The sequence below is a fragment of the Aureibaculum flavum genome (assembly GCF_016406085.1).
In the GTDB taxonomy this organism is placed as follows: domain Bacteria; phylum Bacteroidota; class Bacteroidia; order Flavobacteriales; family Flavobacteriaceae; genus Aureibaculum; species Aureibaculum flavum.
The window spans coordinates 148,213-171,474 of the sequence record NZ_JAEHFJ010000007.1 but is presented as its reverse complement, the minus strand read 5'-3'; the positions used below and the strand labels follow the sequence as shown (position 1 = coordinate 171,474).

The following is a 23,262-nucleotide window of genomic DNA, read 5'->3' as shown; positions in this document are numbered from 1 at the left end:
TGTTTAATGCAAGTTCGTCACTGCTATTACCAATTTAATTATATTTGTTAGTGCTAACTAATACAAAAAAAACATGCGTTTATTTCTAATTGCTTTCGTATTGCTACTTTGCTGTAATTGTGCTTCTGATAAAAAATCAGTTGATGATAAAATAAAAGAAGCCCCAACACGTGGGCCATTAAGTTTAGACTCTCAAATTTTTCTTGGTAATAGACTCTTCTCCGAAAAAACATGTGTTACTTGTCATGATATTAAAAACAAGAAAATAGGTCCTTCTGTTCTAGATATTATGCGTATTTATAAAGAAAAAAACGGAAATATCGTAGCCTTTTTAAAAGGTAAAGCTGAACCAATTGTAGATACAACCGCTAGCCAAGTTGCTATTATGCAAGACAACATCAATGGTTTTGTTAAAGGGTTGTCCGATGAAATGTTAAACACCATTGCTACTTATATGATGCATGTAGATGAATTACATACTAAATAGTAGCATTTGAAACTAATTTATAAAATTTATTTCTAACCAAACCCTTACCTTTGCAAAATGGCAAGAAAAAATAAGCATAAAATTTTTGAAGATATTGAAGTTCTTGATGCTGGAGCTAAAGGTAAATCAGTAGCTAAGGCACCAGATGGTAAAGTTATTTTTTTATCAAATGCGATACCTGGAGATGTAGTTGATGTACAAACTTTTAAGCAGCGTAAGGCCTACTACGAAGGTAAATCCATTAATTTCAAAACCTTTTCTGATAAAAGAACAACACCCGTTTGCGAACACTTTGAAAATTGTGGTGGTTGTAAATGGCAACATATGAAATATGAAGATCAGCTGTTCTACAAGGAAAAGGAAGTTACTAATAATCTACAACGGATCGGTCATATCGAATTACCTGAAATTACACCCATTTTAGGAGCTAGCAAGCATTATTTTTATAGAAACAAAATGGAATTTTCATTTTCTAGCAGTCGTTGGTTGACGTTGGAAGAGATAAACTCTGATGTTACTATTGAAAATAAAAACGCACTAGGGTTTCATATTGCAGGTATGTGGGACAAAATATTAGATATTAAAAAATGTCATCTACAAGAAGACCCTTCTAATGATCTTAGAAATTCAATTAAAGAATTTGCCACAGAAAACAATTTAAGTTTTTTTAATCCTCGTGAACAAAGTGGATTATTACGTACCATGATGGTTCGTATTTCTTCTAATGGAGAAATTATGCTCATAGTTCAATTTTATGATGATGACATAGAAAAACGAGAATTGTTATTGAATTTTGTAGCCGAAAAATTTCCACAAATAACCTCATTACAGTATTTGGTAAATCAGAAAGCTAATGATACTTTTTATGATCAAGAAATAGTTTGCTTTAAAGGTCGCGACCATATTTTTGAGGAAATGGAAGGGTTAAAATTTAAAATTAATGCCAAGTCCTTTTACCAAACTAATTCATCACAAGCTTATGAATTGTATAAAATAACGAGAGATTTTGCCAATTTATCTGGCAATGAAGTGGTGTACGATTTGTATACAGGTACAGGTACTATTGCTCAGTTTATTTCTAAGCAAGCAAAAAAAGTAATAGGAATAGAAAGTGTACCTGAAGCTATTGCAGATGCTAAAGAAAATGCCAAAAATAACAACATCAACAATACTAACTTTTTTGTAGGTGATATGGCTAAAGTTTTTACAGATGAATTTATTGCAAAAAACGGTAAACCAGATGTAATTATTACGGATCCGCCAAGAGATGGTATGCACAAAAATGTTATAGAGCAACTCTTGAAAATTGAAGCCGAAAAAATTGTATATGTAAGTTGTAATTCAGCTACACAGGCCAGAGATCTAGCCTTATTAGACGAAAAATATAAGCTTGTTAAAACACAAGCGGTAGATATGTTTCCACAAACCCATCATGTAGAGAATGTGGTGCTATTAGTTAAGCGTTAAACAAAACGTCACTTCTTTTTTCAGTGCTAAAATAAAAATTCCAAATAGTTACTTTTAAGCTAACCATTTGGAATTTTAATATCATATATTATCGTTTTCCTACTATTTCAATAACTCAGTAACATCAAAACGGTTAGAGTAATTTGGGTCGTAATGTACAAACTCAATTTCACCTTTTTTATTTATAATATATGTAGCTGGTACAGGTAATACATTATTATTTTCTTCGTTATATTCTGCTAATTTTTTCTGAGTTGCACTAAAACTTTTAAGTACACTTTTTTCGTTTACCTCAAAAGCAACTTTATAATTGTTCATTATTGTATTATCAACATCATGTAAAATAGAAAAAGTACTTCCAAACTGTTCTGCAGTTTCCTTAGTTTTTTCTACCTTTTCAGGTGTAACTACTACCACAGCATATCCTTTTTCATTTAAAGCCGTTAAGTTTTCTTGTAATGTTTTTAAATGCTTTCTACAATGAGGACACCAATTACCTCTATAAAAAATAAGAATAATTTTATTGTCCTCTAATATTTTTGAAGAGCTTATTTTATTATCAAATTGATCGGTTCCGGTAATTACCGGAGCAGCATCTCCTATTTCTAAATGTTCAGCATCAATTTGCGAAAATGAAATTGTTGAAATAAATAATGCAATAACTAGTGTTAAATTTCTCATGTATTTTATGTTTATTTTTTTAGGTAGTCGAAAAAAGAAACCAGCCTTACAAAAAAAATAAAATTGTGTATATTGCATGTATATTGTCGTACAAACACAATGTATTGCGTTTACACAATTATTGAATGGCATATGATTAGAATGAATTATAAAATATGAGAACACTCAAATTAATGAAAAGTACAAATAAAATTATTAAGCAAAAAATTACAGTATTAATTATCATTTCTCTATGCTGTACATATATTTATGCACAAGTACCAACTGAAGATCCACCACATGGAGAACTTCATCCAATGTTAGCCGAGGTAATTGAAGCAGGTCCTTATGTACCTCAATGGAAGTCTCTTGTGGAGCATCCAATGCCTGATTGGTTTCTTGATAGAAAAGTAGGTCTTAGTGCACATTGGGGACCTTATGCCGTACCAGGATGGACACCAAAAAAAGACACACCTTATGGAGTGGCCTATTCAGAATGGTATTGGGAGTGGCTTAAACAAAATGAAGCTGTAAAAAAACATCATAAAAAAATCTATGGTGATGCCAGTTATGATGATTTTATTGATGGTACTAAAAATTTAATAACTGGTGAAATCGAAGGTTTTGATGCTAAAAATTTTGATGCAGACGAGTGGATGAAAATCATGAAAAAAGCTGGAGTTAAGTACTTTTTTATTACTTCAAAACATCATGATGGATTTTGCATTTTTGACAGTAAATACACTGACCGAAACTCAAAAAAGATGGGGCCTAAACGCGATTTGTATGGAGAAATGGTGGAGGCCGCAAGAAAAAATGATATTAAAATAGGATTTTACTATTCCTTTTATGAATGGAACAATCCAATTTATAAAGAAAATAACGATTTAAACAATTATAAAGGGTTAAAGGTACTTAAAGACGAAGATAAAGACGGTATTCTTAACGAGTATGTAGATGATTTTATGATTCCTCAAATTAAAGAGTTAATTGATAAGTATCACCCAGACTACATTTGTTTCGATGGGGAATGGGATTATCCATACCCTCACTGGAGATCTCGCCAGATTCTTGCTTACTATTATAATCAAGCAGTAGCTCGTGGTCAAGAAGTTGTTATTAACGATCGTTTTGGTCAAAAAAAGGAAGGATTTTCCGATACCAGAGGAGTATATGGTGATTTTAGTCATGTAGAATATTATGCTAATATAGATAGCACAAAAACATGGGCGATGTGGCGAGGTTTTGGAAATAGCTATGGCTATAATAAAAATGAGCATCCTGATAATATACTATCACCTAAGAAGGTTATTAATACCATAATAGATTGCGTCAGTCATAATGGAAATATAGAGTTTAATGTTGGACCAAAGTCTGATGGAACTTTTTCTGAAATTGATCTTGAACGTCTTTATGCTATGGGAAAATGGCTAAAAATTAACGGTGAAGCTATTTATAACACGCGTGTAATGAAGCCTTATCAAGAAAAACAGGTATATTTTACACAAAAGAAAGATGCTATTTATGTGATTTACTCAACAGATGATGAGGAAACAACTCCTCCATCAGAAATTTACATTTCAAGTTTTCAACCAAATGATGGTGTTAAAATTACTTTACTGGGAGTGAATAAAAAATTGAAATGGGAAAAAAGAGATAAAGGATTTATTGTAAAGATCCCTAAATCGATTCAAGAAAACCCACCTAGTGAGCATGCTTGGGCGATAAAAGTTTCTAAGAACACACCATAAGCGTTTATGAATAGTAGCTAAACACCTTACAATTGAGGGAGCACCCCCTTACACCTCTGTACATAAGGTCTCGTATAGGGCGGTTCGGAAACCATCTTTCTAATCACTCTTTTTACCAATTAAAACTATTTAGTATTTTATGAAAAGTCTACAGATTTTCTATGGATTCGACCACCTAATAGCGAAATTTACACGCACGAAATCGCAACAAACCATATACAACAACGTAAGCCATTAAAAAAAAACATGAGAATATTACTAATCTTATTATTTATATCAAATTTCACCGCTGCTCAATATTGGGGAGGACAAGAAATAAAAGCTTCTGAATTAACAAATTGGATACCTAAATTTGAAATTGAATACGCCGGATCTTATCATTTCGGGGAAAGTGAAAGTGAATCTGATTTTCATTTGTTTTTTACTGAAGACGGTATAATTGGTCAAGTTCAAAGCGGATACTGGGAAGAGAAAACAGGCCTTAGGAAAAGTAACTATTTAAACATAACTAATATTAAAATTGATAAAGGAGGAACGTTTGTAAGCGACCAGCATACTGGACAATTCATCAGGTATAAAACTGAAAATGGAGAATTTTTAAATGGATTAAAAATTAATAATCCTTGGACCAGTTGGATTGAAGATAGCGAATTTGAAATAGGAACAAAGACAAAACTTCAATTTGAAAACATCTATTATGGAAAGTATGGAAGAGCGTCTTTTAAAAAATTACGCAAGGATGAGCTAAAAAAAATGAGTGCTGAGGAATTAAAAATAATGAAAAATGAAATATATGCACGGTATGGATACATTTTTATTAAAGATGGAAAAATGGATAAATATTTCAGAAATCAAAAATGGTATAGAGCAGAGCATAAAAACGTAAGTAGTTTTTTGACAAAAATTGAACTCTATAATATCAATCTCATTAAACAATTAGAATAAAAAACGGCTTATAACAAAACCGAAAATAAATCCGATATTTTTTTTATAAAAGTCAATGAAAACCAAGTTACATATATTCAAAATTGTTGCTAAGCACTTAAGTTTTACAAAAGCTGCAGAACAATTATTTGTTTCTCAACCTGCAGTTTCAAAGGCCATAAAAAATTTAGAAGAAGAATATAAAACTACATTATTTATAAGAAAGAGAAACTCAATTGAGCTAACCGCAGAAGGAAAGTCATTTCTTGTATATACTCATAAAATACTTGCTATATATTCTGAAATGGAGGAACAATTTCTTCATAAAAAAGAACTTTTTCCTGAGTTTATAAGTTTCGGTGTAAGTACCACGTTATCCAATTATATTATTCCGAAAGTAATAGCCAAATTCAGAACCCAATTTCCGCAAACAAAATTTGAAATTATTAGTGATAATTCTACCAACATTGAAGAGTTAATATTAAATGATTATATAGATTTTGGCATCACAGAAGGAAGCGTAACCAATACAAAGTTACATTTTGAAAAATTTATTAAAGATGAAATCGTACTTGTTACTAATTACAAAAATAATTCTTTTAAAAAAGGTAGTATAGATATTAAAACATTACAAAATCTACCTATTATAGAACGCGAAAAAGGCTCTGGTACTAAGGACATTATTGATCAGTTTTTAAAAGATAATAACATAAAAAAACTGAATAGTGTGGTCTCTTTAAACAGTACAGAAGCCATTAAAAATTATTTATACCATTCTGATGATTATGCACTTCTTTCTATACATGCTATTAATAATGACCTGATTAATAACAAATTAAAAATAATAGATATTAATAGCCAAGGTATAGAACGGTGGTTTTATTTTGTAAAAAGAACTGGTTATCAGTCAAGTAAAATCGAAAATTTTGAAAAATTTATACGAATGAGTTATAACCATTAGTTATCTCAGATAACATATTACTTTGCTTAGAAGTTATTTGATAAAATTACTTTTGTATCAAATATAGCGAATTGATATGAAAGGTATTTTTTCAAAAACAGTCTATCTACTTATTATTGTTATTGCCCTATTAGGCAAAATAAACAGTCCATCAGCATTACTGTTAGGTTTCGTATTTGTACTTATTTTTAATAATCCTTTTAAATCATATAGTCACAAAGCTATTCATTATTTTCTAAAAATTTCGGTTATTGGATTAGGGTTTGGTATGTTCTTAAAAGAGACCCTAACAGCAAGTAAAGATGGGTTTGGCTTAACCATTTTTTCAATACTACTAACGGTATCATTAGGATTATTATTTACACGGCTTTTGAAGATAGATTTAAAATTAGGACATCTTATAACCTCTGGCACTGCCATTTGTGGTGGTAGTGCTATAGCAGCAATTTCACCGGTAATTAAAGCTAAAAGTAATATTATAAGTATCGCTTTAGGAATTGTATTTCTATTCAATTCTATTGCTCTGTTTGTTTTCCCTGCCATTGGCCACTTACTCAACTTAACACAACAACAATTTGGTTTATGGTGTGCTGTAGCAATACATGATACCAGTTCGGTTGTAGGAGCCGCAATAGGTTATGGAGATGAAGCCTTAAAAATTGCAACCACTGTAAAACTATCAAGAACCTTATGGATTATCCCTTTGTCAATGTTTTCAATGTTTCTATTTAAAACAAAAGGAGAACGCATAAAGATTCCTTATTTTATAATTCTATTTGTCTTAGCAATAATCATAAATAGTTATCATATTATCCCTGAACCAGCTACTCATAAAATTGTTTTAATGGCAAAACGCTTATTAATAGTTACGCTCTTTATTGTAGGCTCAACAATTTCAATTAAAGATCTAAAATCTTCAGGTATAAAACCTATACTTTTAGCGTTTACCTTATGGATTTTCATTTCATTTTTTTCACTTATGTATATATTAAATTAACCGCTTTATCGTGATTGTATTTTTAAAATTAGTCAACCGCTAAATCATTATTATAAACAAATATATTTTAATAATAAAAATATCTTTAGGCTCTCAACCTAATATTTTTACTATTTTAGTATTCATGAATAAAATTGATATTAGAACAGTAGATGTTGTTCAATATGTACATCCATTAAGAGAAGGTGGTTCGCTACCCGCGATTGTAAAAGCTGATGATGGTTTTCTATATGTGCTTAAATTTAGAGGAGCAGGACAGGGAAAAAAGGCTCTTATTGCTGAATTTATTGGTGGAGAACTAGCTCGAGCCATTGGATTAAAAGTTCCTGAATTGGTTTTTATGAATTTGGATGATTCTTTTAGCAAGACAGAACCCGATGAAGAAATACAAGACTTACTTAAATTTAGTATTGGTTTAAACTTAGGATTGCATTATTTATCTGGTTCCATTACTTTCGACCCTTTAGTTTCAAAAGTTGATGCATTGACGGCTTCCAAAGTGGTTATTTTAGATAGCCTAATTAGTAATATTGATCGAACAGCCAAAAACACCAATTTACTGAATTGGAATAATGAACTGTGGGTTATAGATAACGGAGCTAGTTTCTATTTTCATCATAACTGGGAAAATTGGGAAAGCCATCTTAAAAGGACTTTTCCATATATTAAAGACCATGTACTTTTACAACGAGCTACTTGTTTAAAGGAAGCTTCAATAGAAATACAAAAGTTACTTCATAAAAATAAAATTATTGAAATAGTTTCAAATATTCCAGAAGACTGGTTGCTCAGTGAATCTGACACTTTAAATCCTGATGAAATGAGAGTAGCATATATTCAGTTTATAACTACTAAATTATCTATGATTGATATTTTAGTTAAAGAAGCAACGGATGCAAGATAGAGTTACATTTGAATATGCCATAATCAGAGTTGTTCCTAGAGTAGAACGCGAAGAATTTTTTAATGTTGGTGTAATTCTGTTTTCTAAACGGAAAAAATTTCTAGGTATAAAATACAACGTTAATCACGAATTATTAAAGGTATTTTCTCCTGAAACAGAGCTAGAAGTATTGAATGAATATTTAAATGCTTGGAAATTAATTTGTGATGGAGCATCTACCGGTGGCCCTATAGGTAAACTGGAATTATCTGATAGGTTTAGGTGGTTAGCCGCTTGTAGAAGTACCATTATACAAAGCTCTAAAACACACTCAGGACTCTGTTATAATCCAGAAGAAGAGTTAGAGGATATCTTTAACAAGTATGTTTTATAATTTAATAAAGAAGAGTCTTTAAAAGGCCAATATAATTAGCTCTTAAAAAAAATTATAACGAGGTAAAATCATCCAAATGATGAATTATAATAACAAAAAATTTCGCCCTATATCAAATAGTGAAAATGGAGAAACTACAACCGAAACCGTTTTTGAATATAAACAAAAAGGCAATATACTTACCTCCAATTATTCAGGTGGACAAATAATTACGGGTCATTTAATTGGCTTGGTTGATAGTGAAGGAAACATTGAAATGACCTATCATCAAGTTAATAAAAATGGTGAAATAATGACTGGTAATTGTAAATCGACTCCTGAAATTATGTCTACTGGAAAGCTTAGATTACATGAAACTTGGCAATGGACTTCTGGAGATAAATCAATAGGAAAATCTGTATTGGAAGAAATATAAACTTAAAAAAACGTATGAAAACTTTACTTCTAATTTTCACAATTTTAATAGCAACTTCATTCTATGCTCAAGAGGATATCTCTTCTTTTGATAAAAAACTTGCCAAAGAATTAGGTGCAGATGACTATGGTATGAAACGTTATGTTATTGCCTTTTTAAAAAAAGGTCCCAACAGAATCAAAGACTCAATTAAAGCTGCTGATTTACAAATGGCACATATGTCAAATATAAAAAGACTTTCAAGGGAAGGTAAATTGGCAATTGCTGGACCATTTTTAGACGATGGAGAATTAAGAGGTATTTATATTTTTAATGTTGAAACAGTAAAAGAAGCCAAAAAATTAACTGAAACTGACCCAGCTATAAAAGCTGGTAGTTTAGTAATGGAATTGCATCCTTGGTACGGTTCAGCAGCATTAGATTTAGTAGGAAAATATCACCCTAAAATTACCAAAATTAAAATGTAAATTGAAGTTTATTCAATAACTAACTGCCTACCTAACTCTGCCAAAAAAGGAATTCCGATGGATTCTGTTTCATAAACACCATCATTATAAATTTTATTTTTATTGGTATGAATAGTGGCCGTAATAATATATTCTTTATTCGTTTTTCTATTTTTGATATACGCACAATCAGTTAAGTATCCATAAGCATACCCAACCTTATTGTAAATTTCTATAGTATCTGGCATTGGTGCTTTATCATCTCCAAAAACCAAAAAATTCACATAACTGTCGTAATAATCATCACCAATATAACCAGCTTCCTTTGGTGTTATTTTCATCATATTGATTAAAAATTCTCTGTCACTTTCTGTTAAATGAAACTGTTTTTCTTTCGGATATAGTTCAGGAAACATCAATTGCTTCATTGTATTATGCAATGAAGTGATAGGTAAATAGTTTTTAAAGGAAAAACTCATCGGTTCTTTGATCAACTCATCATCATCTAAATAGCCTACTCCTTTGCTTAATTTTTTAATAGTTAGCGGTTCTAAAGGTTTATTAATTATAGACTTTGTAGGAGTTGTGGTACTGTCATTTAAATAAAAGACCAGTGATTTTGTCGTTAGTTCATCTGAATTAGGAATAGATAATCTATGTGAAATACGAGCATTTATTCCTTTACTTTCTAATCGATTATTGATTTCATCTTGCCCTAAATATTCAAATAACCTATTGTTAGACGTATTGTCACTAACTGCAAATATTTTCTTAATTTCATTACCAAATGTTGTGACTAAAGTATCTCCTTCAACAAAAAAATTGGTATTTCTGTCAAAACGACCATCTTCATTTAGCTTTTCCAAAGCCAAAATTGTGGTTGGAAATTTTACAGTGCTTGCAGGATAAAAATAATTACTATCATTAACTTGAAACCTATCATCTTTAAATGAAGGTATATTAGCTTCATCTCTAATTACTTCCGTATATAAAATTTGCACCTCGTACTGCTCTAAGCTATCCATTACTGCACGTATCTTCTGGTTTTCAGATGCTAAAACTTGTTCAAGTGGAGTTGTATTGGGTTGTGAGCAAGCAATACTAAATACAAACACAAATAACAGTAAAAATCTCATGAAAAAAGGTTTGGGTATAAATATACGGATTTGTAAGAATTTGCAATTATAATCTCATTTATTAACTCCACTAGAGTTATCTACTTTATAAAAATCATAACCTTTGCCAAATATTTTTACTTGATAAAAACAAACCCTTTTGGAGTATTATGCTATGGTTGATTAATATAAATTATAGGTTAATCCGAACATAAAATTTCCTTTTGGCATAGGCACCAAACCTTGTTCTCTATATTCCGTATTAAAAATATTATTAGCCTTTGCTGTAATTTCTAATTTATTTAGCTTGGCTCTTAACTTAAAATCAACCAAATTATACGTTTGCCCATTCGTTCTTTCTACAAATCTAAAACTCAGACTTTGATCTAGAAAAGACAAAAATTGAGTATGTAAACTAGAAGTAAATTGATGCTTTAAACTATTTAATCCATATCTGGTAAATGCAACGTTTACGTCTTTTATATCATCATCTATAAAATTATATCCTAATTTTATATTTTGATTATAATTACTAACTTCAAAATTATAATTAACTGAAGTTTCAAAACCTTTGGTATTTACTTTACTAAAATTTTGAGCTTTCCATTTATCAGCTTCAACCTCTTTGGTATAATCAATTAAATCATCAGAAGTCCGATTAAAAACAGCAACATTAACCTGAAATTTTTCAGTGGTATACTTAAATCCAATTTCTTCAGACAAGGCAGATTCTGGTTTTAAATCAGAATTACCTTCCGTGCCTGGATCAGAATAGTATAAATCTGTAAAGGTTGGTATCCGATACGTATAGCCTATATTTCCATATAACTTGATGTGATCTGTCACCCCATATCCAACATCTAAACCAGGAAATAGTTGAGCATCAAAATCAGAAAAATAGGTAAATGCTAATCCCGGCGTTAGATCTAAATCACCAATTTCAAAACGATGTTCTAAAAATGAAGTGAGCATAAATCGATCACGATCACCTAAATTATTACTTGACAAAAACACTTTATTTAAGTCTATTCCAAATCCCGTTTTCCCCAAATCAGAGCTCAATTCAAAATTAGTTTCTGCAGCAATTTTATTTGTGATATGCAAATTCCTAAAAAAACTAGGCTCATATCTTTTCAATAAAAATATATCTTGATTTCTTCTCCAATAAATTCTAGGCTTTATAATTAAATTCTTAGCTCTGTAGACAGAAGAAACTGCAAATAAACTCGTTTGTGTTTCTTCATATTCTTTCCAATCAGGATTTGAGGTGTAGAAATTTTCTGCACCAAATTTTCGCTCACTTAATGAAACTAAAAAATTATAATTTTTAACTTGTGATTTTAAAAATACGGCCGTGTTATCAAAATCAGAATTTGTTCTATAACCATCCGATTTTTGTTTTTGTGCATGGATTTGAAAACCTCCTCCATTAGCGAAGGTTTTTCTATATCCTATTGATGCCTTTAAATTATTATAAGAACCATACCCAAGCGATGCCGATAATGCATTTGATTGGATTTTTTTAGTCACAATATTTATAGCTCCAGCAAAGGCGTTTTGTCCAAATACTCTAGCAGCTGGACCTTTAATGACTTCAATACGTTCTATATTATCTAAGGCTACCATAGCATTCATAGTATGGTGCCCTGTTTGGGCATCATCCATTTTTATGCCATCAATTAAAATAAGTGTTTGATCAAAGCTACCGCCTCTAATATAAAGATCTGATTGTGTACCATCAACACCGCGTTGTCTTACATCAATTCCCGCAACCTGTTGTAAAACTTCTACAACATTTGTTGCCGTAGAGTTTTTTATTTCTTTAGCTGTAATTAGATTTATTGTTCTTGAAGTTTTAAAATAAGGAATTGATATTCTGTTTGATGTAACAATTACCTCCTCCAATTTTACCGTATCCTTTTGTGCATTAGTAAAGACACTAAATAACAAACAAAACACAATTAAAGTACCGACTTTTCTTTCTAACATCCTATTTTTTTTGGTGGCGACAAATATAGGTAAATATGATTAGTTGAAATGAAAATACGGCAATAGAATGATGATAAATAAGTCAGTAGTTTCTAAACTAATTTACCAAAGATATTGAGAAAACTGAGATAGGCTATATTACGTTACAATAAGATTACACTTACTTGCTCGTGAATAAAACAATTAAACACTTAAGTTACTTTAAGTTACCTGAAATAGTGTTTAGCAACGTACCACTATCTTGGTTAAATTGCCAAAACATGACACCACCCATTTTTTTATCTTTGATATAATTAATTTTAAACTTTAGTGATTTGGAATTTTCATAAGTTACAAATTGATTTTCTTTAGCATTCCATAAGTAAGGAGCTTTTGCTTCATCATCCCAAAGAGCTACAAATCCGTTTTTATCAATGTAATTTTCTTCAATTTCCTTGAAGTTGTAACTTCCTCTTTTGCCCGAAGAGTCTTGATATAATCCATTATTTTCTGCATTTACTCCTTTCCACCATCTCCCATAAAAGGGCACTCCTAGCACTAATTTCTCTATTGGAATTCCTGCGTTTACATGTTCTTCTACAGCTTTCGCAGAACTAACTCCATTAGGATTTAATGACGAAGAAAACAAGTTTGAATGATGACCAGTACTATTTGACCCACCAGTATAATAGTCATAAGTCATTATATTTATAAAATCTAAGTATTGATGAGCTTTTGCCATATCTGTATGGTCTAAATACGCTTGATTTGCTCCTGTAGCAATAGTCAATAAATAATGTTCTGGTTTTATAGCTTCTAATTTTTCTCGAATTCGTTTTAGTAAAGCTGTGAAATTTTCCTTGTCTTCAGGTCTAAATGTATTGTTATCACCATTCTGTCCTGGATATTCCCAATCTAAATCAATACCATCAATCTTGTGCTTTTTCATAAAATCAATGGCACTATTTGCGAAAATTTCTCTTGATTGTTCCGTTAGTGCGATATCTGAAAAATTTTTAGACCAAGACCATCCGCCAATAGAAATCAATATTTTTAAATTGGGGTTTATTGACTTTAATGCATTTAGTTTTTTTAATGCTTCCGTATCTACACTATAACCTTCAATAACTTTACCATTTTTTATGTTGGCAAAAGCATAATTAATATGTGTTATCTGTCTTGCTTTTTCTAAATTTTCACCCCAATTATCTTGATAACCTTGAACATATGCTATTACTTTATAATCATTATTATCAACATTTTTTACTTCTTCTTTTTTATTGGTTTTGGAACAACTAAAACATAAAAAACTGAGAAAAAGATATTTTAAAAGGTAGTTCATATCCAATAAATTTGATTTGGTAAAAAATAAAAAGTGCAAGACAAATTGATTAAAATAAGCCTTGCACTTTTATGTTTTAAAGTTTAGAATGTAATGAGAACCCTATTGTTCTTATTTTTTTACAAGACTATCGTTGCTACTAAGTAAAGATTCCCATGGTACACGAGTAGAAGGATAATAATTTATATCTAAAGCGTCCAACCTATCCTTATGCTTACCCAGTCTCACTTTGTACTCATCCCAACTTCTTTGAGACGCTGGCGTCCATCCTATTTCTGCTAGCCCCATAACTCTAGGAAAGACCAAATACTCAATATCGTCCATGGTCTCAACAGTTTCAGTCCACAAAGGAGCATCTATACCTATTATATTTTCTTTCGAAATCCCTTCCTCAAAAGTGGCTAAATCCCAATTATAAGCTTCATCAACCTCTATATAAGCGGCCCAGTGTAGTCCAATTGGAGTAATAGAATCATATTGCATATCTAAATATGCCTTTGTTGCTGGAGACATCAATACTTTCGCTCCTTGCTCAATACCTTTGATAGCATTTTCGCCTTTTGACCAATATTGTACCACAGTATTTGGCAATAATGTAGCATGTGCAATTTCATCCCAACCCACAACTTTTTTTCCATGCTTTTCAACAATTTTCTGAGCTCTATTAATAAAACGAATATAATCCTTTATAGGAGTAACGTGAGATTCGTCTCCACCAATATGTATATATTCTCCGGGAGTCATAGCTGCTAATTCACCAAATACATCATCAATAAATTTATAGGTAATCTCTTTATCAATACAAAATGTACTAAAACCAACTTTTGTTCCGTGGTATAATTCTGGTGCTTTTCCATTACAATTTAATTCTGGGTAAGAAGCTAAGGCTGCGTTTGTATGCCCTGGCATATCTATTTCTGGAACAATAGTTATAAAACGATCTTGAGCGTATTTAACAATGTCTTTATATTGCTCTTGCGTGTAAAATCCACCTTCTCCACCTCCTACTTCTGAACTTCCTCCGTGTGTGGTTAAGTTTGGCCATGATTTTATTTCTATACGCCAACCTTGATCGTCAGAAAGGTGCAAATGCAACCTATTCATTTTATAAATTGAAAGTAAATCAATTACTCTTTTCACATCATCTACTCCAAAAAAGTGACGAGATACATCGAGCATTGCACCACGATAACCATATGATGGACTATCTGTAATTATTCCTGTAGCCACTAACAAGGTGTCAGATACTTTAGTGCCTTTTTCAATACTTGCCGGTAATAATTGTCGCAACGTTTGTACACCATAAAACAAACCCGCAGGTTTATTTGCCTTGATTACGATACCGTTTTCTTTTGTCTCCAACTGATAACCTTCTACAGAAGAAACACTATCGGTTAACGTTAAAAATATATGATCAGAGGATGGTTTTGAATCCATTATTTTTACTGGAATTTCAAATCCAGTAGCAGGACGTAATATTTCAGCAAGATACGTTGCAATAGGTTGTAATTCGTCAGACTGATACTGAATAGAAGTATTGCTATTTATTTCAAATGAACTACCAGTGGCCTTTACATTGATAGGTTTTGGAATCACTTGTTGCTCAGCTAAATTTTTAGGAACAGCAGTTTTTTTGACGATGGTTTCGCATGAAGTTAAACTAATAACACCAATGCAAATAGCGAATAAATGAGGATAGAATGCTTTAATTTTCATAATGATTGATTAAGCGATAAAAATAATCATTATAATTTATTATTATTAATTATTTAGCTGAATAACCAATCTAGCTAAGGAAACGGTATCTTTTAAAATGAATAACCACTAAATTTATTACAATTGGGAATAAAGTAGTAATGGTAGCTTCATTTTGAGGTGATTCTGAAGGACTTAGAATTACAACAATCATGAAAATAAAAAGCTGTAATTTAATTTTTCAAAGCTCTTAAAATGGCCGATTCAACAAGAGGTCCCATAACTTGGTAGCCTTCTTTATTGGGGTGTACACCATCTTCAGTATATATTTTTTTCATACCATTATCATTATCAACCATAGCTGAGAAATAATCTAAATAAACCATTTCATTTTCATCAGCATATGCTTTTAATAGTTTATTTAATTCGGGAATTTTTTCATTCGGATTTAATCCTTTACGCCAAGGATAATCATAGGCAGGAAGTACCGAAGATAATACAACGTTGATAGCATTAGCTTTTGCCAACTCACACATAGACTTCATATTATCCATAATCATATCGAAACTCATTGGTCCAGTATTGCCAGCAATATCATTTGTACCCGCAAGAATTACCACAACTTTAGGTTTCAAATTAATTACATCAGCCCTAAATCTTAGTAACATTTGGGGTGTGGTTTGCCCACTTATCCCTCTGTTTATATAATTTTTATTGTCAAAAAAAGCAGTATCTAATTTCAGCCACCCTTCCGTAATAGAATTTCCCATAAACACAATACGGTTTTGATCAATCGCTTCTTTTGCTATACGTGCGTTGTCTATTTTGAATTTATTAAGGTTAGGCCAATCTTGAGCAGATACTTTATTATTTGAAAGAAATGAAAACATGAGTAGTAAAAATATAGTTGGTTTCATATACGGACTTCTAAAATAATTAATAAAATATAAAGCTTAAAATTATTTTGATTTTAGCTTTACATTAGGTTAAATATAACTAATTATTTTATATCAATACTTGCTATTTTTAATTGAAAAAATTCATTTTTCTTATTGCCAATAAGAAATATTATTGACACCAAAATTTTATCTGAAAAATTAGGTATATCCAGCTTTCTACCTCTAAATACTGGATATAAATCAGCCATAGGAATTTCTATAGTTTGCCATTCACCTGTAGTCTCAAATTTATGGATATAAGAATGACGTTGAGATATATCTGATTTTATTCTAAAATGATATGTTTTACCATCTCCTTTAACCTTTAAAACAAAAGTATTATAATTCGCAATATTTTTTGGTTCAAAAGTAGATTTGACTGAAGAAAATCCGCCATTATTTTCCAAAGACACCTCGCCTTTATAAACCGCATTACCTTCTTTGTCGAGTAAAAATTCACCATTCGATTTACCTCCCATAACAGCATCATTGGTAACTGTCCAAAGAGATATGTCGGTATTTTCATTAAAATCAAACAGTATCATAATCTATTTAAAAGCTTTATCTATTTCTAGAATTAGAGTTAGATTCACGACGTTTTTTATTAGGATTTTTCTTGATCTTATTCCCATTTCTACTATCCCTATTAGATGAGTTATTAGACCTAGACTGTCTTCTTGGCTTTTCGTCACTTCCTGGATTATCATCTTTAAAATTAATAAAAGGATGTTCTGAAATAACAGGAATTTTTTGCTTGATTAATTTTTCAATATCACGTAAATAAGCTCTTTCTTCTTGATCACAAAATGAAACTGCAATTCCACTTGCTTTTGCACGGCCTGTTCTACCAATTCTGTGTACATATGTTTCTGCAATATTTGGTAAATCATAATTTACAACCAATGCTAATTCATCGATATCAATACCCCGTGCTGCAATATCAGTTGCAACTAATACTTTTATTTTACCATCTTTAAAACCTTCTAAAGCTTTAACTCTTGCTCCCTGTGATTTATTACCATGGATAGCCGCAGCATTAATTCCCGATTTTTCAAGTAATTTCACAATTTTATTTGCTCCGTGCTTTGTTCTAGAAAACACCAATGTAGAGTTTATAGATTGCGTTTCTAATAAATGAATTAATAGTTTTATTTTTGCTTTTTTGTGGACAAAATAAATAGCTTGTTCCACTTTTTCGGCAGTAGCTTGTTCTGGTTTTATTGTCACTGTATCAAAATTACCCAATATTTTTCTAGATAATTCTACAATACTTTTAGGCATTGTCGCTGAAAAGAAAAGTGACTGTCTTTTTTGAGGTAATTTGGCTAATATTTTTTTAATATCGTGTATAAACCCCATGTCCAACATCTGATCCGCCTCATCTAATACAAAATACTCAATATCTCTTAAGCTGATAAAACCTTGGTTCATCAAATCTAATAATCTACCTGGTGTTGCCACAAGAACATCAACTCCTTGTCGAAGAGCTGCTGTTTGAGCATGTTGCTTTACACCGCCAAAAATAACGTTGCATTTTATGCCTGTATTTTTACCGTAGATTTTAAAGTTGTCAAAAATTTGAATGGCTAACTCACGTGTAGGTGTAACTACTAGGGCTTTAATTTTTTTAGAATCTCTACCGTTTTGATTGTTATTATAAATATGCTGTATAATAGGAATGGCAAAGGCGGCCGTTTTACCGGTACCGGTTTGGGCACAGCCCATAAGGTCTTTACCTTTTAATAAAATGGGTATTGCTTGTTCTTGAATTGGTGTTGGGTTTGTATAGCCTTTTTCGTTTAAGGCTTTTAATATCGGCTCAACAATGCCTAAGTCTTTAAATGTCATAGTTTTTTATAAGTTCGCAAAGATAAGGTTTATATAATTGATGGATTACCAAGTACGAGTAATGTTTACACTCGACGATTTTTTTTAAAGATATTCCAAAATAAAAATCACGCTACGCTGTATTTTAATCCCTCAAAAATTCTATAAAAAATCTCTCAAATATTTAGCCACACCATCGTTCTTATTGGTGTCTGTAATTTCATTACTTATAGCTAGCACCTCATCTATAGCATTAGAAACAGCGACACCAACACCAACGGCTTTTAGCATTTCAATATCATTATAATTATCACCAAAAGCAACCACATTTTCTAATGCTAATTTGGGATAATGACTATTTAATAAAACCTCAATGGCAGTCTTTTTAGAAATGGATTTAGGAGCAATTTCTAAATAGGTATCTTTTGATCGATACCCAATGATTTCTGAATCAAATTGGTCTTTTATAATCTCAACCACACGATCAATATCTTCAGCATCGCCCATTATCATGATTTTATGAGCTCCTTTTTCTTCCTTTTTCCAGTTCGCAATAGTTACATCAATAGCCTGAATATCAGGATTAACCTTTGTATTATTAGCCTCTCTTTTTGCCCAATAATCTAACTCAGGCACATACCATTCATTGGCATGATACAAGCTAAAATGTAATTCAGTGTTCAAAATTGTTTTATGCAATTTGTCGATAATGCTGGTAGATATTTCGGTAGAATCTACAACCGTTTCATTTTCTAAAACCAAGCCGCCATTATATGCAATTAGAGCTAAATTTTCAATCCCCAATTGATCTTGCAAATGCGTCATTGCCTTTGGCATTCTAGAAGAAATTAGTATAAAAGGAATATGAGATAATCTTTTTATCTGCTCAATTGTTGCCATTGAGAGTTCTCTATCTTTATTTAAAAGTGTTCCGTCAATATCAGAACAAATTAGTTGTATATTCATATAATTATTTTACTACATTCTCTCAGGCACCTCAATCCCTAACATATCAAATGCACTCTTTATAACTTCACTTGTTTTTTTGGATAACTGTACTCTAAATATCTTTTCTTGCTCGTCTTCGGCAGCTAAAATAGGAATACTTTGATAGAAAGAATTGTATTCTTTAACCAAGTCGTAGGTATAATTTGCGATAACAGCAGGACTATAATTTTCAGCGGCTTGTTGTACAACCTCTGGAAATAAAGCCAACTGTTTTAAGACTGATTTTTCTTTATCTTCTAAAACGGTTTCATTTCCATTTGATACTACAGCAAAATCAAAATCTGCTTTTCGCAGTATAGATTGTATTCTTGCATACGTATACTGAATAAAAGGCCCTGTATTTCCTTGAAAATCTATAGACTCTTTAGGATCAAAAAGGATTCGCTTTTTAGGATCAACTTTTAGAATATGGTATTTTAAAGCTCCTAATCCAATGGTTTTAAATAAGCTTGCTTTTTCTCCATCGGTATACCCTTCTAGTTTTCCTAGATCTTCAGAAATTTCTTTAGCCGTATTGGTCATATCCAGCAGTAAATCATCAGCATCAACCACCGTTCCTTCACGCGATTTCATTTTTCCTGAAGGTAAATCAACCATACCATAACTCAAATGGTAAAGATTTTTTGCCCAATCAAACCCTAATTTTTTAAGTATCAAAAAAAGTACTTTAAAATGGTAATCTTGCTCGTTACCCACGGTATAAACCAACCCTCCAACATCTGGGTAATCTTTAATTCGTTGTATTGCCGTTCCAATATCTTGTGTCATATACACCGCTGTACCATCAGAACGCAAAACTATTTTCTCATCTAGACCATCATCTGTTAAATCTATCCAAACGGATCCGTCATCCTTTTTATAAAAGATACCTTTTTGTAAGCCTTCTGCTACAATATCTTTACCTAATAAATAGGTATCACTTTCATAATAATTCTTATCAAAATCAACACCAAGAGCTTTGTAAGTTTGTTCGAAACCGTCATAAACCCATTGATTCATTTCTTTCCATAAATCAACAACGTCTTTATCACTAGCTTCCCATTTTTGAAGCATTTCTTGAGCTTCTAGAAGTAATGGAGCTTGTTTTTTAGCATCATCTTCAGCGTACCCTTTAGAAACTAAATCGAGAATCTCTTTTTTGTATTCTTGATCAAATTTCACATAATAATTACCCACCAACTTATCACCTTTTAGGCTTGTACTATCTGGTGTTTCTCCATTTCCCCATTTTTGCCAAGCCAACATACTTTTACAAATATGAATACCACGGTCATTAATTATCTGCGTTTTATATACTTTTTTACCCGATGCTTTTATAATTTCAGCAACTGAATAACCCAATAAATTATTTCGGATATGACCTAAGTGCAATGGTTTGTTTGTGTTTGGCGAAGAATATTCAACCATTACCGATTTCTCACCTGACTCAGGTTCTTTAATTCCAAAATTATCTATTTGATAGCTCTTCTCAAAGTTTTCAATAAAATAAGCATCACTCAATACTAGATTTAAAAAACCTTTAACCACATTGAATTTTGTGATTTCAGTAACATTATCAGTAAGATACATACCTAACTTTGTACCTATTTCAACAGGGTTGCCTTTAATTACTTTTAAAAACGGAAAAACCACTACAGTTATATCTCCTTCAAAATCTTTTCGAGTAGCTTGAAACTCAACATTTTCAATGTCAACATTATAAATCTCTTGCAATCCAGCTCTAATCGCTTTGTTTATGGTTTCTTGAATATTCATCAAAATAAAAAATTAGGGGGCAAAATTAATGAATTCATAAAGGATTTACTATTTTTAAAGCTTATTAATACACCAAAATGAAAATTAAACAGCTAACAAGTCTACTTTTATTTTTAATTTTAGTTTCATGTCAAACGCAAACTGAAAAAGAAATATATAAATCTGAAAACCTTGTAATCCAACAAGTAACAGAAAATATATTTATTCATATCTCTTATTTACAAACTCAAGATTTTGGAAAGGTAGCCTGTAATGGTATGCTGTTTATTAAAGACGATGAAGCTATGGTCTTTGATACTCCTACGGATAATACCACTTCAGAAGAACTAATAGATTGGCTTCAGAATAATAAAAAGGTCGACATTAAAGGTGTGGTGGTAACTCATTTTCATATCGACTGCATTGGCGGATTAAATGAGTTTCACAAAAATAATATAGAATCATATGCCTCTGAAAAAACCATAGCATTGCTAAAAGATAAAAGTGCAGAATTACCTCAAGTCACTTTAGACCTTCAAAAAAAACTAGTTCTAAAAGGTGAAATCATAAGAAATTCATATTTTGGAGAAGGACATACTAAAGACAATATTGTAAGCTACATACCCAGCGAAAAAGTCCTTTTTGGAGGTTGTCTGATAAAATCAATTGGAGCAAAAAAAGGAAATTTGGAAGATGCTAATACCGCAGATTGGTCAACTACCGTTTTAAAAATCATAAAGGAATTACCAACCATAGAACATGTCATTCCAGGGCATGGTAAAGCTGGAGGCACAGAATTATTATCTTACACAGTAGAATTATTCAATAAAGAATAACTGTTAAGTACCCTTTTTAACTTAAGTAATACTCTTTATTCATTTTGGCCACAGTACAATTCCATCCTAAATCCGTTTTTATTTTAGTTCTTAATGCTTGACTTTGATGTGGTTCTCCATGATTGATAAATGTAAGCGTTGGTGGACTGGTAAAATGAGTTAACCAATCTAATAATTCACTCTGATCTGCATGGCCAGAAAATGCATTAATCTTAAAGACTTCTGCCTGAATTTTATGGTATTTACCAAAAAATTTAATTTCTCTATCTCCTTCCAATAAAGCCCTACCTCTTGTGCCTTCCGCCTGAAAACCAACAATTAAAACACTATTTTTTTTATCACCAATATATTTATCCAAATAATGAAGTACGCGTCCACCTGTAATCATTCCACTACCCGCTAAAACTATCTTTGGGTTATCATCATTTACCACCGCTTTTGAGGCATCAATATTACTTATCAATTCTACCGTTGCTATCATACTATTAATATCTGCCGTGGTTAACGTATGATTTTTTGTATGTTTAAAATAAACCTTCGTTGCATTTACGCCCATTGGGCTATCTAAATAAATGGGAACATTGGGTAATAAATTTCTTCGTTTTAAAACACTTAATAAATAAATAATTTCTTGAGCTCTTTCTACTGAAAATGTTGGAATTATTAATATACCTCTTTTCGTATAGGTATGTTTTATTATTCTTAACAATTCATCTTCAATAGAAACATTTTTGTGAATTCTATTACCGTAAGTAGATTCAATTACCAAATAATCTGCTTTCTGAATGTATGTATAGGGATGTAAAAGTATAGGTTCCTTTCTACCAATATCTCCAGAAAAAACAAATATTTTCCCTTTTACATCTAAAACAATAAAAACACTACCCAAAATATGACCACTATTTAAAAACTTAAATCTAATTTCTTTGTCAATAGGATGCCATACATTTTCTTCAAAAGTTTTAAAATGAGCTAGGGTATCTTTAGCATCATCTACATCGTATAAAGGCTCCGCGGGCTTATGCTTAGTATACCCATATTTATTAGCTCTTTCGGCCTCTTCCTTTTGAATTTTACCACTATCTAATAATATAATTTCTGTTAAATCTCTAGTCGCTTCGGTACAATAAATTTTACCTTGATAACCGTTTTTCACCAATACAGGTAAATAACCACAATGATCTAAATGAGCATGAGTTAATAACACAACATCTAAATCGCTTAGGTTTATTGGGAGTGGTTCTCTATTTTTTAAGCGTAATTCTTTAAGCCCTTGGAATAAGCCACAATCAATTAATATTTTTTTATAATTAACTTCTAATACTATTTTAGAACCTGTTACCGTACCCGCTCCTCCAAAAAAAGTAAGTTTCATATATTTTAATTTATACGTAATATTAAGCTTAAGGTTTAA

At 31.2% G+C, this 23,262-nt stretch carries 22 protein-coding genes; 11 read left to right on the top strand and 11 right to left on the bottom strand.

Going from position 1 to position 23,262, the window contains the following annotated elements:
• The first annotated feature begins 73 nt into the window (after nt 1–73).
• Nucleotides 74–487 carry a c-type cytochrome gene (locus JBL43_RS14750; protein WP_198842169.1) on the top strand — a complete coding sequence of 138 codons (414 nt, stop codon included), beginning with the start codon at nt 74–76 and terminating at the stop codon, nt 485–487.
• 57 nt (nt 488–544) lie between these two features.
• Complete coding sequence (gene rlmD / locus JBL43_RS14745) at nt 545–1,954, top strand: 23S rRNA (uracil(1939)-C(5))-methyltransferase RlmD (protein ID WP_198842168.1); 1,410 nt, start codon at nt 545–547, stop codon at nt 1,952–1,954.
• 102 nt (nt 1,955–2,056) lie between these two features.
• Here the strand turns inward: rlmD and JBL43_RS14740 are convergent, their stop codons facing one another.
• Nucleotides 2,057–2,635: a peroxiredoxin family protein gene (locus JBL43_RS14740; protein WP_198842167.1), complete on the bottom strand. Its 579-nt coding sequence runs from the start codon at nt 2,633–2,635 to the stop codon at nt 2,057–2,059.
• A gap of 155 nt (nt 2,636–2,790) precedes the next feature.
• On the opposite strand from JBL43_RS14740, the gene JBL43_RS14735 reads away from it, so the two are divergent.
• From JBL43_RS14735 to JBL43_RS14700, 8 genes are all read left to right on the top strand, one after another.
• Nucleotides 2,791–4,365: an alpha-L-fucosidase gene (locus JBL43_RS14735; protein ID WP_198842166.1), complete on the top strand. Its 1,575-nt coding sequence runs from the start codon at nt 2,791–2,793 to the stop codon at nt 4,363–4,365.
• 246 nt (nt 4,366–4,611) lie between these two features.
• Complete coding sequence (locus JBL43_RS14730; protein ID WP_198842165.1) at nt 4,612–5,310, top strand: YARHG domain-containing protein; 699 nt, start codon at nt 4,612–4,614, stop codon at nt 5,308–5,310.
• Between the two features lie 55 nt (nt 5,311–5,365).
• Entirely contained in the window at nt 5,366–6,250 is an 885-nt protein-coding gene (locus tag JBL43_RS14725; RefSeq protein ID WP_198842164.1) for a LysR substrate-binding domain-containing protein, read from the top strand.
• Between the two features lie 76 nt (nt 6,251–6,326).
• Nucleotides 6,327–7,247, top strand: coding sequence for a YeiH family protein (locus JBL43_RS14720; protein ID WP_198842163.1), 921 nt, complete (start codon nt 6,327–6,329; stop codon nt 7,245–7,247).
• Between the two features lie 124 nt (nt 7,248–7,371).
• On the top strand, nt 7,372–8,151 hold the full coding sequence (locus JBL43_RS14715) for a HipA family kinase (protein ID WP_198842162.1): 780 nt from the start codon (nt 7,372–7,374) through the stop codon (nt 8,149–8,151).
• Nucleotides 8,141–8,524 (top strand): DUF3037 domain-containing protein, encoded by a 384-nt coding sequence (locus JBL43_RS14710; RefSeq protein ID WP_198842161.1) that lies wholly within the window; start codon nt 8,141–8,143, stop codon nt 8,522–8,524. Before JBL43_RS14715 ends, JBL43_RS14710 begins: the two co-directional genes overlap by 11 nt.
• A 76-nt stretch (nt 8,525–8,600) precedes the next feature.
• Complete coding sequence (locus JBL43_RS14705) at nt 8,601–8,939, top strand: avidin-fold protein (RefSeq protein ID WP_198842160.1); 339 nt, start codon at nt 8,601–8,603, stop codon at nt 8,937–8,939.
• Nucleotides 8,940–8,953: 14 nt separating this feature from the next.
• On the top strand, nt 8,954–9,406 hold the full coding sequence (locus JBL43_RS14700) for a YciI family protein (RefSeq protein ID WP_198842159.1): 453 nt from the start codon (nt 8,954–8,956) through the stop codon (nt 9,404–9,406).
• Nucleotides 9,407–9,414: 8 nt separating this feature from the next.
• On the opposite strand, the gene JBL43_RS14695 is transcribed toward JBL43_RS14700, so the two are convergent.
• The 9 genes from JBL43_RS14695 to argS all read right to left on the bottom strand — a co-directional run bounded on the left by JBL43_RS14695 (nt 9,415) and on the right by argS (nt 21,033).
• Nucleotides 9,415–10,521 carry a serine hydrolase gene (locus JBL43_RS14695; protein WP_198842158.1) on the bottom strand — a complete coding sequence of 369 codons (1,107 nt, stop codon included), beginning with the start codon at nt 10,519–10,521 and terminating at the stop codon, nt 9,415–9,417.
• A 162-nt stretch (nt 10,522–10,683) separates the two neighbouring features.
• Nucleotides 10,684–12,489 (bottom strand): TonB-dependent receptor plug domain-containing protein, encoded by a 1,806-nt coding sequence (locus JBL43_RS14690; protein ID WP_198842157.1) that lies wholly within the window; start codon nt 12,487–12,489, stop codon nt 10,684–10,686.
• Nucleotides 12,490–12,685: 196 nt separating this feature from the next.
• Nucleotides 12,686–13,810, bottom strand: a complete 1,125-nt coding sequence (locus JBL43_RS14685; protein WP_198842156.1) for a glycoside hydrolase family 18 protein — start codon at nt 13,808–13,810, stop codon at nt 12,686–12,688.
• Nucleotides 13,811–13,921: 111 nt separating this feature from the next.
• The gene (locus JBL43_RS14680) at nt 13,922–15,526 is read right to left on the bottom strand and encodes a beta-N-acetylhexosaminidase (RefSeq protein ID WP_198842155.1); all 1,605 of its coding nucleotides are present in this window, start codon (nt 15,524–15,526) and stop codon (nt 13,922–13,924) included.
• Nucleotides 15,527–15,738: 212 nt separating this feature from the next.
• Complete coding sequence (locus JBL43_RS14675; RefSeq protein WP_198842154.1) at nt 15,739–16,422, bottom strand: SGNH/GDSL hydrolase family protein; 684 nt, start codon at nt 16,420–16,422, stop codon at nt 15,739–15,741.
• Nucleotides 16,423–16,505: 83 nt separating this feature from the next.
• Nucleotides 16,506–16,988, bottom strand: a complete 483-nt coding sequence (locus tag JBL43_RS14670; protein ID WP_198842153.1) for a CIA30 family protein — start codon at nt 16,986–16,988, stop codon at nt 16,506–16,508.
• A 16-nt stretch (nt 16,989–17,004) separates the two neighbouring features.
• Nucleotides 17,005–18,291, bottom strand: a complete 1,287-nt coding sequence (locus JBL43_RS14665) for a DEAD/DEAH box helicase (protein WP_198842152.1) — start codon at nt 18,289–18,291, stop codon at nt 17,005–17,007.
• Between the two features lie 141 nt (nt 18,292–18,432).
• Nucleotides 18,433–19,236: an HAD family hydrolase gene (locus JBL43_RS14660; protein ID WP_198842151.1), complete on the bottom strand. Its 804-nt coding sequence runs from the start codon at nt 19,234–19,236 to the stop codon at nt 18,433–18,435.
• Between the two features lie 12 nt (nt 19,237–19,248).
• Nucleotides 19,249–21,033, bottom strand: a complete 1,785-nt coding sequence (argS, locus tag JBL43_RS14655; RefSeq protein WP_198842150.1) for an arginine--tRNA ligase — start codon at nt 21,031–21,033, stop codon at nt 19,249–19,251.
• A gap of 77 nt (nt 21,034–21,110) precedes the next feature.
• Here argS and bla point away from each other — a divergent pair, with 77 nt between their 5' ends.
• The gene (gene bla, locus JBL43_RS14650; RefSeq protein ID WP_233098795.1) at nt 21,111–21,848 is read left to right on the top strand and encodes a subclass B1 metallo-beta-lactamase; all 738 of its coding nucleotides are present in this window, start codon (nt 21,111–21,113) and stop codon (nt 21,846–21,848) included.
• A 16-nt stretch (nt 21,849–21,864) separates the two neighbouring features.
• Here bla and JBL43_RS14645 read toward each other — a convergent pair whose 3' ends face one another.
• Nucleotides 21,865–23,223: an MBL fold metallo-hydrolase RNA specificity domain-containing protein gene (locus tag JBL43_RS14645; protein WP_198842149.1), complete on the bottom strand. Its 1,359-nt coding sequence runs from the start codon at nt 23,221–23,223 to the stop codon at nt 21,865–21,867.
• Nucleotides 23,224–23,262 lie beyond the last annotated feature (39 nt).

What these genes read in the sequence shown, in the direction of transcription:
- JBL43_RS14750 (WP_198842169.1), top strand. Translation starts at nt 74, where the DNA reads ATGCGTTTATTTCTAATTGCTTTCGTATTGCTACTTTGCTGTAATTGT.
- rlmD (WP_198842168.1), top strand. Translation starts at nt 545, where the DNA reads ATGGCAAGAAAAAATAAGCATAAAATTTTTGAAGATATTGAAGTTCTT.
- JBL43_RS14740 (WP_198842167.1), bottom strand. Translation starts at nt 2,635, where the DNA reads ATGAGAAATTTAACACTAGTTATTGCATTATTTATTTCAACAATTTCA.
- JBL43_RS14735 (WP_198842166.1), top strand. Translation starts at nt 2,791, where the DNA reads ATGAGAACACTCAAATTAATGAAAAGTACAAATAAAATTATTAAGCAA.
- JBL43_RS14730 (WP_198842165.1), top strand. Translation starts at nt 4,612, where the DNA reads ATGAGAATATTACTAATCTTATTATTTATATCAAATTTCACCGCTGCT.
- JBL43_RS14725 (WP_198842164.1), top strand. Translation starts at nt 5,366, where the DNA reads ATGAAAACCAAGTTACATATATTCAAAATTGTTGCTAAGCACTTAAGT.
- JBL43_RS14720 (WP_198842163.1), top strand. Translation starts at nt 6,327, where the DNA reads ATGAAAGGTATTTTTTCAAAAACAGTCTATCTACTTATTATTGTTATT.
- JBL43_RS14715 (WP_198842162.1), top strand. Translation starts at nt 7,372, where the DNA reads ATGAATAAAATTGATATTAGAACAGTAGATGTTGTTCAATATGTACAT.
- JBL43_RS14710 (WP_198842161.1), top strand. Translation starts at nt 8,141, where the DNA reads ATGCAAGATAGAGTTACATTTGAATATGCCATAATCAGAGTTGTTCCT.
- JBL43_RS14705 (WP_198842160.1), top strand. Translation starts at nt 8,601, where the DNA reads ATGATGAATTATAATAACAAAAAATTTCGCCCTATATCAAATAGTGAA.
- JBL43_RS14700 (WP_198842159.1), top strand. Translation starts at nt 8,954, where the DNA reads ATGAAAACTTTACTTCTAATTTTCACAATTTTAATAGCAACTTCATTC.
- JBL43_RS14695 (WP_198842158.1), bottom strand. Translation starts at nt 10,521, where the DNA reads ATGAGATTTTTACTGTTATTTGTGTTTGTATTTAGTATTGCTTGCTCA.
- JBL43_RS14690 (WP_198842157.1), bottom strand. Translation starts at nt 12,489, where the DNA reads ATGTTAGAAAGAAAAGTCGGTACTTTAATTGTGTTTTGTTTGTTATTT.
- JBL43_RS14685 (WP_198842156.1), bottom strand. Translation starts at nt 13,810, where the DNA reads ATGAACTACCTTTTAAAATATCTTTTTCTCAGTTTTTTATGTTTTAGT.
- JBL43_RS14680 (WP_198842155.1), bottom strand. Translation starts at nt 15,526, where the DNA reads ATGAAAATTAAAGCATTCTATCCTCATTTATTCGCTATTTGCATTGGT.
- JBL43_RS14675 (WP_198842154.1), bottom strand. Translation starts at nt 16,422, where the DNA reads ATGAAACCAACTATATTTTTACTACTCATGTTTTCATTTCTTTCAAAT.
- JBL43_RS14670 (WP_198842153.1), bottom strand. Translation starts at nt 16,988, where the DNA reads ATGATACTGTTTGATTTTAATGAAAATACCGACATATCTCTTTGGACA.
- JBL43_RS14665 (WP_198842152.1), bottom strand. Translation starts at nt 18,291, where the DNA reads ATGACATTTAAAGACTTAGGCATTGTTGAGCCGATATTAAAAGCCTTA.
- JBL43_RS14660 (WP_198842151.1), bottom strand. Translation starts at nt 19,236, where the DNA reads ATGAATATACAACTAATTTGTTCTGATATTGACGGAACACTTTTAAAT.
- argS (WP_198842150.1), bottom strand. Translation starts at nt 21,033, where the DNA reads ATGAATATTCAAGAAACCATAAACAAAGCGATTAGAGCTGGATTGCAA.
- bla (WP_233098795.1), top strand. Translation starts at nt 21,111, where the DNA reads ATGAAAATTAAACAGCTAACAAGTCTACTTTTATTTTTAATTTTAGTT.
- JBL43_RS14645 (WP_198842149.1), bottom strand. Translation starts at nt 23,223, where the DNA reads ATGAAACTTACTTTTTTTGGAGGAGCGGGTACGGTAACAGGTTCTAAA.